Origin of the sequence: Rhizobium sp. AN5, from assembly GCF_900215255.1 — a bacterium.
In the GTDB taxonomy this organism is placed as follows: Bacteria; Pseudomonadota; Alphaproteobacteria; order Rhizobiales; family Rhizobiaceae; genus Agrobacterium; species Agrobacterium tumefaciens.
The window spans coordinates 1,465,540-1,480,007 of record NZ_OCMJ01000003.1 but is presented as its reverse complement, the minus strand read 5'-3'; the positions used below and the strand labels follow the sequence as shown (position 1 = coordinate 1,480,007).

The window sequence follows — 14,468 nt, the reverse complement described above, 5'->3', positions numbered from 1 at the left end:
TCGATTTGTGGAGAATTTTACTATAGTTTAGTGTCGCTTCAAGACTAGCCTGTCGCGCTTGCCGGTACGGAACGCGATTTCCGCAAGTTCGATATGTGAATTCAATATCTTAGAGTGGGCGTGCGTCGTGTCGACGCATGGCCCTATGAATAACAGGAGTTGTAATCCGGTGCTTGATGCCACGGACCTTCATGCGAGTTACGGACACATCCCCGTATTGCAGGGCCTGTCTGCCCGCTTTCAAACCGGCCGCGTCACAGCGCTGGTCGGACCCAACGGCTGTGGCAAGTCGACGCTGTTGAAGACCATCATGGGTTTCGTGCCTTTATCATCAGGCAGGATAAGCCTCGGTGACCGCCTGATCGGCGAGATCAGACGCCGCGAACTCGCCCGCCGCATCTCCTACCTGCCGCAGGAATGCCATTGCCCTGACTATATGACGCTTGGCGAATTGATCGAGCTTGCGGGTTATGCGCGCTACGGGCTTGGCGGCGGTCCATCCGAACGCGACCGGGCGCTTTTTGCCGATGCGCTGAAGACCGTTGGGCTGGAAGACAAGGCCAGGGCGCAGGTCAACACGCTGTCCGGCGGCCAGCGCCAGCGCGCCTTCATCGCCATGGTGCTCGCTCAGGACACGGAGGTGATCCTGATGGACGAGCCGGTCAACCATCTCGACATGAAATATCAATATGCTGTTCTCAGCCTCGTGCGCGAACTGACGGACAGGCACGGCAAAACTGTTATCGTCGTGCTGCACGATCTCAACCTCGCCTCCACCTTCGCCGATGACGTCATCATGCTGAAAGCCGGACGGGTTCTCGCCTCCGGGCCTGTCGCGAATACGGTCACATCAGCCAATGTTGCCGACGTCTTTGATCTCGAGGCCGACATATTTTCCCGGGAGGGGCGGCTCATCTGCGTACCGCGGCTGGAGCGGCAGGAACAGGCCATTCCGGCATGACATCTAAAATAATGCTGATCTTTGCCGCCGCGATCTTGCTGGCCGTTGTTCTCGTCATCAACCTCGTGCTGATGACTGGCGACCTGCCTCTTGCCGAAATCGCGACGACGCTCCTGCATGGCGAGGCCGAAACCTATGAACAGTCGGTTCTACTCTATCAGCAAATCCCGCGCTCACTGATTGCGATCTATGTCGGCGCCACCACGGCCGTCAGTGGCTGCGTGCTGCAGGGGCTTGCTCGCAATCCTCTCGCCTCGCCCTCCACCCTGGGCCTGAATGCCGGTGCGACGCTTTTTGTGGTCGCCGGTGCGCTGGTGTTCGATTTCTCGCCCGAAATACAGGGGCTCGTCGCGCTTATCGGCGCCGGCTTCGGCTTTGGCGCCTGCTTCCTCGTTGCCCGGCTGGCCGGGCGGTCAAACGATCCGCGCGGCCTGTCGCTCATCCTGTCCGGTGCGCTTGTCTCCATGCTGCTGATCGGGGTCACCAATGCCCTCCTTTTGTCAAACCCCACACGTCGCGCCGAATTCCTGAGCTGGGTCGGCGGCAATATCAACCACGTCTATGCCGGGCGCCTCACCGATTTCTGGTGGATTGGCGCCATTGCGATGGTGATGCTGTGGTCGGTCGCCCGCCCGCTGACGCTCGTTCTGCTGGGTGCGGAAAAAGCCGCTTCCGCCGGCGTCAACGTCACGCGCGTGTCCCGGATCGCACTTTTCGCCACCATGCTGGCCTCCGGCTCGGCAGTGGCCATTTGCGGCCCCATCGGCTTCGTCGGCCTCATCGTTCCACATATGGTCCGGCCGCTGGTCGGGGTGAATTTCACCCTCGCTCTGCCCGCTTCCGCCCTTGTCGGGGCGAGTCTCTGCGTGCTGGCCGATCTCGGCGCGCAGACCCTGTTCAGGCCGTATGTGGTCAATACCGGACTGTTCATGGACCTGCTCGGCGGCCTCGTCTTCATCGTCATCGTCAAGCGCTTCTATCTTTCGCCTTCGGCCAATAGACTGTCATGAAGAGGGATGTCATGAAAAGGCAATTGGCCACCGACGGCAAAGCGGTCCTGAGGCTGCCGAGCGGTCTGCAGATCGGCATCGGCAACCTCAAGGCCGGCCTTGCATTGATCCTGCTGGCGTTGGTGCTGGCCGCCATTTCCGTTAGTCTTGGAAATACACAGACCGGTCTTATTGACCTCCTGCGCGGCGTTGCCGGCGGGCAATTGAGCGACGATCAGGCCTATGCCCTGTGGACGGTGCGGCTGCCGCGCATCCTGCTTGGTTTCATGGCCGGATGGAGCGTTGCGCTGGCCGGGGCCATGCTGCAATCGGTCGCCCGCAATCCGCTTGCCGATCCCGGCCTGTTCGGTCTGAGCCAGGGATCAATGACCACCATCATGCTGCTTCTGGTGCTGGTGCCGGCGGCGCCCAAGACCATGGTGGCACTTGCGGCCGTCGGCGGTGGCCTTGCGGTGGCCTTCCTGCTCATAGCGCTTGTCGGACGAGAACGTTCCAGCGGGCTCGCCATCCTGCTGATGGGCATCGCAATCGAATCCGCCCTTTCATCAGTCTCATCAGTGCTTTTGCTCTACACGCCAACGGAAACATCGCTGTCGCTTGCCGACTGGATGGCGGGTTCGCTGTTTCAGGCGAGCTGGCCGATCATCCTCGTATTCGCGCCCCTTTTCGCGGCCAGCCTTGTGGGCATTTTTCTCATCGGCCGGGCGCTTGCGGTTTTCGATCTCGGTAACGAGATGGCCATGGCGCTCGGCGAAACGGTCAAACGGTCGCGCCCGCTCGTCATCGTTTTTGCGGTCATCCTCAGCTCCGCTTCCGTCACCGCTGTCGGCCCCTTGACCTTTCTCGGCGTCATCGCCCCGCATCTCGCCACCTTCGTGTCGCCCGCCGTCGGCCGCGCCAGGCTTTTCCTGTCTGGGCTGACGGGCGGCATTCTGGTGGTGACCGCCGATACGCTTTCGCGTGGGCTGGTGGCCGATACGCCGATGCCGATAGGCCTTGCGCTGACGCTGATCGGCGTGCCGCTTTTCATCCTCACGCTGCGCCTGCAGGCGCTGCGCAGAACCAACATCCACTGAAAAAATTGAACAAAGGGTATGCCATGCGATTTGCCATCCTCGTTGCAGCACTTCTGACCGCCGGAAGCAGCCTTGCCGCAGAGCGAACCGTCACCGATGCCGCCGGCCGCACGGTCTCCATCCCCGAGCAGCCGCAGCGCATCGTCGTCATGCACGAACCGCTGCTGGGCGTGCCGCTGATGGATCTTGGCGCCAATGTGGTAGGCGCCTATGGCCGTAACAGCGACGGCAAATTCGCAACCGCCGTTGATTTCATCGACACCGTTCTCGGTGAAGGCCGCACCAAACCAAAAGGTTTCGGCGCGGTGGGTCAGATCGATCTCGAAAAGCTGCGGGCGCTGCAACCCGACCTGATCGTCGCCACGGAAATGGACAGCGGCAAGGCCGAGCAGCTTTCCACCGTCGCGCCCGTCTATCTGCAAAAGGTAAGCACTGGCCACACCTATGGCTTCAGCGTCGAGGAGAATCTTTCGGGTCTCGTTGGCAGAAGTGACGCTTTTGCCGAGCGCCGGAAAACCTATGATGAGAAACTCGCGACCGTCAAAAAAGCACTCAGCGAAGACGCGAAAGGCAAGACCTATCTCGCAATTCTGCTGACCGACCAGATCAACGCGGTCGGCGACATGTCCGGTGCGGTGCAGGCGCTCGAGGATCTGGGTTACGCACGGCTGAAAATCGACAACGCCACCTCGTCGGGTGGGCTGGGTTCCACCCTGACGATGCCGCTCAGTGCCGAGGCTTTTGGCAAACTCAACCCGGATCTGCTGGTGGTGATGAACAGCTATAACAGCCCCGCCCGAGGCGAAGCCGGAACGCGCGCCGCACTTGAAAAGATCATTCCCGGCTGGGAACGCTTCGTCAAACCGGCGCGTGACGGCCGGATCGTCTTCCTCGATTCCAGCCGGGTCACGACGCCGTCCATCCCCAGCGCGCTGCATACGCTGGACGCGGTGGAAAGCTGGGCAGGCCGCCGTTAAACGCCCCTTCGACAAGCGCAATTCCGGCGCAAACCATGCGCCGGACATAAACTTGAGTTTTTGACGAAACTTATATTGCGACGGCCGGAACCGCCTGTTATGTTCGCGCATCTTGACACAACGACGTCGGATCTCCCGCCGGAAAACTCCGGTGCGCGATTGTCCGGCATGCCGATCCGGGACAGCGAAACTGCCGATCCCCATCGGCGATATCCCAGGGAAGACAGCAACATGAGCATTGCACAAAGCATCGAAACCGGCGTTCCGGACCGGACCCCCAAACGCCATCGTTACGCCGTCAAGCTACGCTGCCTTGACGTGGCCCGCGTGGAAAAACTCAGCCGGTCCATGGTGCGCATCGTATTGACCGGGCCTGAGCTAGAAGGCTTTGCCAGTCTCGGTTTTGACGACCACGTCAAGATCTTCTTCCCGCTTCCCGGCGAAACCGAACCTAACCTGCCGGTGATCGGCCCGAACGGCCTCGAATTTCCCGAAGGCGCGCCGCGCCCGCTCGCACGCGATTACACGCCGCGCAGCTTCGATGCCGAGAAGGGTGAACTCGCCATCGATTTCGCCACACACCATGATGGCCCCGCCAGCAACTGGGCAAAATCCGCCAGGGTGGGTGACAAGGCATGGATTGCAGGCCCGCGCGGCTCGTTCACCATTCCCTTCACCTTCGACTGGCATCTGCTGATTGCCGACGATACCGGCCTTCCCGCCCTTGCACGGCGACTGGAAGAAATGCCCGAGGGCACCCGCGTCGTCGCGCTGATCGAAGTCGAGACGGAGGCTGATCGCCTGGACCTTGCCACGAAAGCTGACGCGTCGATCATCTGGGTAACGCAGAAGGCCGCGGGCGGCGGCGATCACGACGCCCTGACGGAGGCGCTGCGTACGCTTGAACTGCCTGAGGGCGATTTCTTCAGTTGGGTCGCCTGCGAATCGAAAGCGGCGAAAGACCTGCGCGCCATCCTGATCGGCGAGTACGGCGCGAACCCCAAGTGGACGCGCGCTTCCGGCTACTGGCGGCGCGGCGCAAGCGGCGTTCACGATCATTTCGATGAATGAACCGGCAATCGCGGCGGCTGGCAAGCTGGAGGCGGACATGATGACGACGGAACTCAAAGCCCATCTCGCCAATGTTCTGGACGATGAGGTGGGACATATCGGCCCGAACGCCAACCTGTTCGGCTGCGGACTTCATTCCCTCGCTCTCATGCGCCTGATCCCGCCGCTGTCGCAGCTCGCCGGCACGCGACTTTACTATGACGATCTCGCCCGTCAGCCCACGCTTGCCGCCTGGCAGGCGCTGATCGAGCAGTCGCGCGCGGGCTGCTGATCCCCGTAAGAGGGGACTTTTCCCGCCAGGCGCGACGTACCTCAACATTAGATTTCCAAGGAGAGGACCATGGCAGCAGATAATTCGCGCATGCTTGCGCGCCGCATCGAACAAACCTTCGACAATGCGGACGAAGCCCCACGGAGCGGATCGCAGCCAAGCCAATATGAGGAGCGGGTCTGGTTCCAGCAGTTTCAGGACCCCGATCAGGTCTTCCGGCATATTCTCACCTACCGCATCGGCGGCGAGAGCGACCTTCTGCGCCTGACATCGGCACTGGAGACGGTTTGCGAGGCATGGCCCGAACTGCGCGTGCGGTTTTCCTTTGGAGAAGACGGCACCCTTGCCAAGAGCATAGAGGCCCCTTCGGCATCTCTCGTGCAACTGTTTCAGACGGCATCGAAAGACGAAGCGGTGGCCCTTCTGCACGACCTTCAGGCAAGCCCGTTCGACGCGGAAATCGATCCGCCGTTTCAGGCCATCGTGCTCTTGAGCGAAGGAGAGGTACTGCTGGCGCTTCTGGTGCATGGCCTGCTTGGTGAATCCCTCTCGCCGCAGATTTTGCTGGGCGCTATTGCCGCAGCCTATGCTGGCGAGGCGCCGAAGCCGCTTTCGCCACGCATCACCGAAAACGCCATCGTCAATCCAGTTCCGCTCCCCTGGCTGCAAGGACCGGCCTCCGGCACGCCCGTCGTCTCTCTGCGTAATAGCGGGACCAAGCCGGCGAGCCACAGCCACGGCGTTGATCTTCCGGCTGCCCTTCTCGACCCAAACGGCTCGGCCGCAACGGACGCGCTTCTGGCACGCACCGGCGCCCGTTTCGCGCTTTTTCTGGCGACGAGCGGCAATCTCGACACTGTTACACTGCGCCTGCCCCTGCAACCCGGGAACGAGGCCGGCTTGCCGCTTCCGGCAGATGCGGTCGCCCGCGTCTCGATCTCACGTGGCCAGTCGCCGCAGGAGGCCGAAAGAGCCGTGCTGGCTGGGTTGGCCCGACATGGCGAACACAACGACGAGGTTGCCACCTTCACGCTTCAGACGCTGGCAACATCCGCTGAAACCTCATCCGTCGAGCGGCTCCGGTTCGAGCGCCTGCCGCTCCCCTCTCTCCAGTCCGGCCTTGGCCTGACGCTCGCCGCCGGCAGCACGGTTGATGGCCACATCCGTCTGGAACTGACAGGCGGCAAGGAGGCCTCGCCGCATGCGACGGCATTCCTGCTTGAACGTTTCATCGCCCATCTCGAAGGCGGTGCGGATTTTTCCGGCATTGCGCATCAAACCTCGTCCGCAGGGCCGGAGGCTGCAGCATTCCTGCCCGCCACCTCCCGCTCCAGCGACGACGAGACTGCCGCGACAATTCTTGCAGAATTCCGCGAAGCGCTTGCGTCGCCAGACATGGGACCGGATGACGATTTCTTCGATTTTGGCGGCCATTCGCTGATCGCCACCCGCATCATCGGACGCCTTTTGAGCAATCACGGCATCGAGCTGCGTTTCAACGACCTGTTCAGCTATCCCACCGCCGCATCGCTCGCAAAACAGGCGACGCGTCTCGAAACCGCCGCCCCTGCACAGGCGGAAGCAACCGCGACCGGCTCGTTGACGGCACCGCTTTCGCTTGCGCAGATGTCGCTCTGGAAAGCCTATGCCGCCTTTGGTTTCGGCGAGATTTTCAACATCCCCTTCGCGCTCGATTTCCTCGATCCGGTGGATGAGAGCGCTTTCGAATGCGCATTCCTCGATATTATCGAGCGTCATCCCGGCCTGCGAACCCATTTCCACGTCGAGGATGGCATGGTTCTGCAGAAGATCGTGCCGATGCACGACCTGCCCGGCTACAAGTGGTTCTGGACGAGTGAGGAAAGCGAAGGCGTGGACCGGCACACGGAAGCGTCCTGGCGGTTCGACCTTGCCCGCGAATTGCCGATGCGGCTGCGTTTCCTGCGCAATCCGCAAACCGGCGGCCAGGTGCTCTCTTTCCTCTTCCACCATATCGTGCTGGACGAATGGTCGGTGAACCTGATGATGGACGAGTTGACAGAGGCCTATCGGGCAAGAGCCACGGGCAAGGCTCCCGTCTTTGCGAGCAAGCCCGCACCCTTCCATGAATTCGCCAGAAAACAGGTGGCATCCGGCGTCAACGGCGACCACCTTGCCTACTGGACCGATATGCTGCGGGACGCGCCGAAGGGCCTGGTTCTCACCGGACAGAACAGCACGCCGACAGATGCTGCACACGACGAGGCGCCGGCGGGCGGCTGGATCGAGTTCAAGCTGGAAAAACACGTCAGCGACGGACTTTACGCCATCGCCAAGCAGAACAGCGCTTCCCTGTTCAACGTCGTTTATGCCGCCATTGCCGCGTCACTGCGCCATCTGTGCGGGTTGAGCGATCTCGTGGTCGGCACGTCGGCGTCCGGCCGCACTGACAGCGGCTATTTCGATACGATCGGCTATTTCACCACGGTCGTTGCCCATCGTGTGCGTTTCCGCGAGGAGATGACTGTCGGCGAACTGATCTCCTCGGTGAAGAACACTGTCAACGGCTCTCTGGAACACAGCGAAATCCCGATCGATCTCGTCGAAGAGGCGCTTGGCATGACACCGGGTCGAGATCATCTGTTCGAGGTATTCATCCAGATCCACGCCAAGAACAAGCTGAACGGCACTCTTACAGGACCGGACGGCAAAACCGTCGAGTTCCGCCAGATCGATCCCGACAAGCACGAATCCATGCTGGGGCTGCAATTCGAGGTAATGGAAGAAACGATTGGCGGCGAACGCTCCATCCGCGTGTTGATGAGCTACCGCTCCGACCGTTACGGCCCCGAGGATGTCGACCGGCTGCGCACGACCACCAGCGGCGTCTTCAGCCGTTTCGCCGAAGCAGGCGCTTCGGGCAGTGTGCTGACAACGCTGGCCTGAGTGCTGGCGAGGCTGCCCAATAAACCCGGCTCCGCGTGGCGGCGCCGGGTTTTGCTTTTTGACAAATTTCCTGAAAGCTCTCTTCCGTCATGCTCGGGCCTGTCCCGAGCATCTGCGACGTCTGGATTTAATTGGACGTGATTGGATCCTTGGGACAAACCCAAGGATGACGTTGTGTGGGAGGACAGCGTGTCACCCCATCAGGCCAGGTTTTGCATAACGGAGCTGGGTTTACCACATCCGCACCCAGTCACTCCCGACCAATTCGGGGTGACGGCAGAGAGATTTTTGTCCCCCTTTTGCAGAGCACCCGGCTTCTCAAACCGCCAGACGGAACGCCGCGGAAACCTCTTCGGCCGGAACCGCCAGCGCCTCGTCGCGCAGCATGGCATCCAGAAACAGCGGCAACTCCTCGCGGTAACGCGCGAAATCGTCGGCTTCGGTCAGTGCGGAATCCGCGTCGATATGCAGGTTCAGATCACTGCCGTCATCCTCGCCACGGAAGGTCAGGTTGAACCCGTCGCCCGGACCATTGGCGAGAATGTGCCTGATAACGGCAAGCCCTGCAAATACCGGCGCGCTGAAGGGCAGGACGTTGATAAGCGGTGAGAAAAAGAACCGCCGGCCCTTTGATATATCGCGGTCGGCGGCGATCTGTTCGATGCGGTAGCGGCCATGCAGGCGCTGCCTGCGCAGATTGGCGGCATTGCGCGCAAGGAAGCTCCCAACGGTCTCCTGCGGTTCTATCGTCAGATGGAAAGGCAGGATATTGACGAGCATGGCGGGCATATGCGCGCCGACGCTGCCCCAGCGGCTCATGAAGGGTAACCACAGCGTCAGCACATCGCGATCCGGGCGCGGCAATACGCGGTGAAGATAAAGGCCTGAAAGCAGCACCAGCAGGTCCGGCCAGCCTATCTCCAGTGCGCCGGATATCTGTTGCAGTCTTGTGCTGAAACCTTCCGGCAATCCCGCATCGGCATGCAGGCCGCCGCCACCGTAATCCTCGCAATCCTTGTCCAGCACGGGCAAATCCACCGGCGGCGCGAGATAGGCCGTCCAGAACTCGCGGTCCTTTTCGAAACGGCGGCTTTGCCGGTAGGCGTCCTCTTCGGCAAGAAAACTGGGGAAAGGATGGAAATCCGGACCCGCCTCGCCCTTGCCGCAATAGTGCCCGTAAAGCTGCCCGCAGCGCTGCTCCACCAGCGTAAGACCATAACCGTCGACGACGATATGATGGGCACGGATATACCAGAGGTAGCGATCGTCGGCGATGCGGTAAAGCACCTGGGCGGACAGCTTGTCGGTTCGAAGATCAAGCCTTGCCTCGACATCCGCGTTCATTCGCAGCAGCGCTTCCTCGAAAGGCGCGGGATGGGCACGGAGATCGACAAGCTCGACCAACGGAGCGTGGAGCGGATCGCAGCATTGCTGCGGCGTCTCACCATCCTCACTGACACGAAAGCGGATCGACAGCACTTCCGATTCGCGCACGGTGCGCCTGATTGCCTCAAGCAGAGCGCCTTCGTTCACGGCACCGGAAAGCTCGATGTAATGGGCGACGGTGGAGACCGGCTCGTCGGGATGGAAGGAAAACTCCTCCCAGAAATCGAGTTGCGGCTGGGTCAGGGGAAGCCAGCCGCCGGCAGGATCGATATACGCCATCTGTTTTTCCTTGAATTGTTTCCGTGATTTTGGCCGCAATAACGCGGCTCATGCCGCCGAAGCGGGTAAAAGCGAACTGACCTGTTTGGCGTTGCGGCAACGCAGGAGTTGCTGCGGCGAAAGCTCCACGCCGAAGGCGCTGCGGATTTCGGCCGAGACGGTTTTCAGATGCGAAGGCAAAAGGCCAAGCGCCAGCAGATCGCTGCTCGTATCCACATTCGCCGGTTTTTTGCCCAGCACGCCGAGATAGATATCCAGCACCCGGCGATCGCCCTGATCGGCGGCTTTGACTGTTACAGCCGCAGGTGCCTTTGCCGGTTCCGCTGCCATCAGCAATTCGCGGGCGCGGCGGCGATCCGGCTTGCCATTGGCCGATAGCGGCAGATCGGCGACATTGAGAAAGCGGCCGGGCACATGCGATTCCGGTAGATGCCTGCGGGCGAAATTGCGCAGATCGGCGGTGGAAAGCTCAAGGCCGGGCATCGGAACATAAAGCACGCCGATAGCAGCCTCCCCCTTTTGCTCGGCACCGTAATCCACCACCAGTATACGCTGGATGGAGGGGTGGCGGATAAGTTCATTTTCCACATCCGGCAGCGAGACCCGCACCCCGCGCACCTTGACGTAACCGTTGACGCGGCTGGCGAACATGATCTTGCCATCCGGCCGGTAACGGCCCCGGTCTCCGGTGCGGAAAGCGCGCACCGCATGTCCATCCGTATCGCTGACCGTCACGAAATCCGTCTGGGTAATGGCACCATTTTCCAGATAGCCGATCGCCACATTCACGCCAACTGTGTGGATGCGTCCGACAACGCCCGCCGGGCAATGGCCGCCCTGATCGTTGAGGACGAAATAGCGATTGCCGGGCAAGGGATGCCCGTAGGGTATCGCCGTGGTATCGGCTGTCACGATCTCGTGCCAGATGCTCCAGATGGTCGTTTCCGTCGGCCCGCCCAGCGATATCAGCCGAAGCTCAGGTTTCAGCCGGCGCAACTCCTCGACAACCACGGGCTTGATGTAATCACCGCCCTGCGCAACGAGCCGGAGCGAGCCCAGCTGGTCGCCACGACGGCAGGACAGGAGCATCTCAAGTATCGCCGGCACCGAGCACCACAGCGTAACGCCGTGTTCGGCCACCAGCTCGTTCCAGCGCACTGCATCCTTTTCCTCACCGGGTTCCGGCAGCACCAGCGTCGCACCGGCGGCAAGCGATCCGAAAACATCGAAAACCGACATGTCGTGGTGCAAGGGCGTGACGGAGATGAAGACGTCGTTTTCCGTCACCGCCCATTCCGAAAGCGTGCTGCCGATGACATTGGCCGTGGCCCTGTTAGAGAGCACGACGCATTTCGGTTTGCCAGTGGTGCCGGAGGTGTAGAGGTAATAGGCGGGCGCTTCGCTTGCCGAAAGTGCCGCCAGTTCCGCCGCGTTAACGGGCACGCCGGAGGCTGCTGGCGCTGCGAGAAGTTCATCGGGATTGATGGCGTCGAAGCCTTCAGGAACACTACGGGCAACGATCATGGCCGGGCGGCAATTGGTCAGCAGATACCGCAGGCGGTCTTCCGGCGAGCTCGCATCGATCGGCACCCAGATGGCGCCGATAAGTGCAGCGGCCAGCGTGACGGCCGTGTGCTCCCGACTGCGCGGCAGGCACACCGCTACGACATCGCCCTGGCCAATGCCGCGCGTCTTAAGGCCCGCCATAGCCCGCGCCACCGCATCGCCAAGTTCGTGATAGGAGATGCGCCGTTTGCCGTTGATGAGGGCCGTGCGCGATCCGTCTCCTTCGAAAAGATGCGAGGCGATCCGTTCCAGGAATGGCGGGCAGACGAAGTTCCGCTCGTCGCCATTCAGCCGATAATGAGACAGGTCGACGATCTCGCGGGAATTCATCGAAAACGTCCCGCTGGCGGTGATTGCGGTAATCGCACGCTCTATGGCACCGAGAATGCCAGCCACCATTCCGGCATCGATCGCCTGCTCCGCATAATCGATAGCAAGGACGAGATCGCCATTCGGGTTTTGCGAAAAACGGAAATCCAGCGCCACTTGGGGCGTCTGGGTAAGCCCGTCCGTCCACCGAAGCGTCGAAGCTTGCGAAAGCGTGGGCCATGAAAGGCCGTTGGTGATGACGACAGGCAGCGCGAGCCCACCCGGATTGGCGTTGAGAAGGATGCGATTGAGATCGATCCCTGAAAAAGCCAGATGATTGAGGCCCTCAAGCACATCGGTCTGCAAAGCTGCGGCCCGCTCCGCAAAATCGCCCTTGGCCGCATCCCATTTGACCGCGATGAAGCTCGAGCGATTGGCAAACGCGCCTTCCACTTGTGGGGCGACGGGAATGCCGACGACGAGGGCACCTTCGTTCAGCCAAAGCGACAGCACATCGAGGATTACCGCCGTCAGTGCCGAATTCTTGAACAGCCGCTCTTTTGCGCCGATCCGTGAAAAGGAGGTAAAGCGTTGTTTTTCCACGGTTAGGCTCTGGCGGCTGTAACGCGAAACGGCAATGGTTTCGAGAGGGGCTTTCCAGGGCAGTTGCGAGGGCACTTCCGCACCCTCAAGTTTCTCAGCCCAGTATGCGGCATCCTCAGCACGGGCCGCTGCTACATCTAGTTGCGGGGCGATGGCTGCGACGGCTGATGCGGGCGGCACAACATCATCGAAGAGTTCCGCCGCAAGGCTGGCTATTCCCCGCCCGTCGAGAATGAGGGCGTCGAAACGCAGGAAGACCGCCACGCTGTCCCCCACCGCAACCTCCGGCAGACGAAACACCGTGACGTGCCAGGGAGAGGCGGCAAGATCGAAATGGGCATGGGAGAAATCCTGCCGCACGGTGCCGATCCGCTGTTCGGCTTCGGCGGCGGACAGATCCGAAAGATCAACAATATCAAGGTTTAGCTTCGGCTCCTCCGAGACCACCTGCACCAGACGCCGCTCATCGATGTGGGTGCGCAGGCTTTCATGCCGCTCGACCATTGCGGTGAGGCGCGAGCGAAACAATGCCGGATCGATATTGCCGCGATATTCGCGGAACTCCTGCATCGCCACGCCGCTCAGCGGCAGATGGGTGCCGCGACCGAGCAGATAGGCCTTTTGCAAGGCTGAGAGTGGCCGTTCCATGGATTTTCCTTTTGTCTGCGCTGTCGCTTCCGGCGCTTGCAAGCCTAATCGCGCCACGGTCTCGGAAACGAGATCGGGACTGGCGGCGAGGTGGCGAAGAAGGGCGGTATAGGCGTCGAACAGGGCTCGCAGCCAGCTTTCCGGCAGCGCATCGAGCCGCACATCCCAGTTGATCAAAAGCCCGCCATTGAGTGCTGCGACCTGCGCATCCAGCGCAACTCCAGGCCCCTGCGAGACGGTGTGGATCATCGGGCCGAACACGCGCCCCACATTTTCAGAAAACAACTCGCCCCCGGGCAAATCGACACCCGCGGTAAAGACAACCGGTGAGGTCTGCAAACCGCCGCGCAGGCGGGAAAGGTCGCGCATGACGCTGACCCCGGGATAGGACTGGTGCGCCAGGAGCCCGTTCATCTCTCCGAACAGCCGTCCAAGCAGTCGCTCAAGTCTCTCCTCAGGCCGGATATCAACGCCGAGCATGAGCACATTGGAGAATTCGCCGACGATGCCATCGACCCCTTCCACCAGCGGCGCACGCCAGAAAGCCGGCACGGAAAGCCGGAACTTTTCCGCATTCGTCGCCTGCGAAAGCACCACTGCAAAGACACCAAGCAACAGGGTCGACGTGGTCACACCGCAGCGCCGCGCCACCCGTTCCAGACTGCTGCGTTCAGCCGGAGAAAGTCTTGCTGCAAGGCGATCGGTGTGAACGGCGCGTGACGGGTCGTCGGTCAAAAACGGCAATGGCGGTGCCTCCGGAATATCGGCAACATGTTGCCGCCACCACAGCCGGTCCCGCTCATGCTGGGCTTTGAGTTCCGGATCGGATGCAAGACGTTCCGCCCAGCTGAAAAACGATGGTGGTGTATTCCCCGATGGCTCGAGTTCGTTCGCGTCGGCGTCATAAAAGCGGGCGAGATCTTCCAGCACGATACGCATACTGGCGGGATCGATGGCCAGCATGTCGGTATCCACATGCAGCCTGGCGCGACCTGCGGGCAGCAGGCTGAGCGACACTGCCGCCGGCGGGGCTACGCGCAGATCGATCTGGCGATGGCTCCACGCCTCACGTTTGGCGGCAAGACGGTGCGCAAGCGCCTCCTCATTGAGAGCCGCCATGTCCTCCACGTCGAGGCGGAGCGGCCGGCCGGCGGGGTCCACCGTCTGTCGCCCTTCCACATCGATCCTGAGGCTGAGCATGGGGTGACGCCGGCAAAGCCTTTCGACCGCGACGGCGAGTCTTTCCGCCTCCAGCCCCCTGCCTTCGAACTCGAGATAAAGATGCGGCGTAACTTTTCCGAGTATCCCGTCCGCCTCTCGGCCGACCCAGTAGGCAACCTGCATGGGGGTTAAATTTAGCATGTGAATTTGCACCGATTGACAAAA

General features: G+C 61.4%; 9 protein-coding genes. 7 read left to right on the top strand and 2 right to left on the bottom strand.

The window, feature by feature from the left end; all coding sequences use genetic code 11:
• The first annotated feature begins 145 nt into the window (after positions 1–145).
• From CRP02_RS10215 to CRP02_RS10185, 7 genes are all read left to right on the top strand, one after another.
• Positions 146–961 (top strand): ABC transporter ATP-binding protein, encoded by an 816-nt coding sequence (locus CRP02_RS10215; RefSeq protein WP_097170993.1) that lies wholly within the window; start codon positions 146–148, stop codon positions 959–961.
• Positions 958–1,971: a FecCD family ABC transporter permease gene (locus CRP02_RS10210; protein WP_097170992.1), complete on the top strand. Its 1,014-nt coding sequence runs from the start codon at positions 958–960 to the stop codon at positions 1,969–1,971. Before CRP02_RS10215 ends, CRP02_RS10210 begins: the two co-directional genes overlap by 4 nt.
• An 11-nt stretch (positions 1,972–1,982) precedes the next feature.
• Positions 1,983–3,047: a FecCD family ABC transporter permease gene (locus CRP02_RS10205; protein WP_097170991.1), complete on the top strand. Its 1,065-nt coding sequence runs from the start codon at positions 1,983–1,985 to the stop codon at positions 3,045–3,047.
• A 23-nt stretch (positions 3,048–3,070) separates the two neighbouring features.
• Positions 3,071–4,024 (top strand): ABC transporter substrate-binding protein, encoded by a 954-nt coding sequence (locus CRP02_RS10200; RefSeq protein WP_097170990.1) that lies wholly within the window; start codon positions 3,071–3,073, stop codon positions 4,022–4,024.
• A 231-nt stretch (positions 4,025–4,255) separates the two neighbouring features.
• Positions 4,256–5,095 carry a siderophore-interacting protein gene (locus CRP02_RS10195; RefSeq protein WP_097171318.1) on the top strand — a complete coding sequence of 280 codons (840 nt, stop codon included), beginning with the start codon at positions 4,256–4,258 and terminating at the stop codon, positions 5,093–5,095.
• Positions 5,088–5,366, top strand: a complete 279-nt coding sequence (locus CRP02_RS10190; RefSeq protein ID WP_097170989.1) for a phosphopantetheine-binding protein — start codon at positions 5,088–5,090, stop codon at positions 5,364–5,366. The genes CRP02_RS10195 and CRP02_RS10190 overlap by 8 nt, the downstream gene beginning before the upstream one ends.
• A gap of 69 nt (positions 5,367–5,435) precedes the next feature.
• Positions 5,436–8,291 (top strand): condensation domain-containing protein, encoded by a 2,856-nt coding sequence (locus CRP02_RS10185; RefSeq protein ID WP_097170988.1) that lies wholly within the window; start codon positions 5,436–5,438, stop codon positions 8,289–8,291.
• Between the two features lie 318 nt (positions 8,292–8,609).
• Here the strand turns inward: CRP02_RS10185 and CRP02_RS10180 are convergent, their stop codons facing one another.
• Together CRP02_RS10180 and CRP02_RS10175 are read right to left on the bottom strand one after the other, a co-directional pair.
• Entirely contained in the window at positions 8,610–9,956 is a 1,347-nt protein-coding gene (locus CRP02_RS10180; protein WP_097170987.1) for a condensation domain-containing protein, read from the bottom strand.
• Positions 9,957–10,004: 48 nt separating this feature from the next.
• Entirely contained in the window at positions 10,005–14,444 is a 4,440-nt protein-coding gene (locus tag CRP02_RS10175) for an amino acid adenylation domain-containing protein (protein ID WP_097170986.1), read from the bottom strand.
• Between the last annotated feature and the right edge of the window lie 24 nt (positions 14,445–14,468).

Excerpts from the sequence above, each read along its gene's own strand:
- CRP02_RS10175 (WP_097170986.1), bottom strand. The coding sequence starts at position 14,444 with ATGCTAAATTTAACCCCCATGCAGGTTGCCTACTGGGTCGGCCGAGAG.
- CRP02_RS10180 (WP_097170987.1), bottom strand. The coding sequence starts at position 9,956 with ATGGCGTATATCGATCCTGCCGGCGGCTGGCTTCCCCTGACCCAGCCG.
- CRP02_RS10215 (WP_097170993.1), top strand. The coding sequence starts at position 146 with ATGAATAACAGGAGTTGTAATCCGGTGCTTGATGCCACGGACCTTCAT.
- CRP02_RS10190 (WP_097170989.1), top strand. The coding sequence starts at position 5,088 with ATGAATGAACCGGCAATCGCGGCGGCTGGCAAGCTGGAGGCGGACATG.
- CRP02_RS10195 (WP_097171318.1), top strand. The coding sequence starts at position 4,256 with ATGAGCATTGCACAAAGCATCGAAACCGGCGTTCCGGACCGGACCCCC.
- CRP02_RS10205 (WP_097170991.1), top strand. The coding sequence starts at position 1,983 with ATGAAAAGGCAATTGGCCACCGACGGCAAAGCGGTCCTGAGGCTGCCG.
- CRP02_RS10185 (WP_097170988.1), top strand. The coding sequence starts at position 5,436 with ATGGCAGCAGATAATTCGCGCATGCTTGCGCGCCGCATCGAACAAACC.
- CRP02_RS10210 (WP_097170992.1), top strand. The coding sequence starts at position 958 with ATGACATCTAAAATAATGCTGATCTTTGCCGCCGCGATCTTGCTGGCC.
- CRP02_RS10200 (WP_097170990.1), top strand. The coding sequence starts at position 3,071 with ATGCGATTTGCCATCCTCGTTGCAGCACTTCTGACCGCCGGAAGCAGC.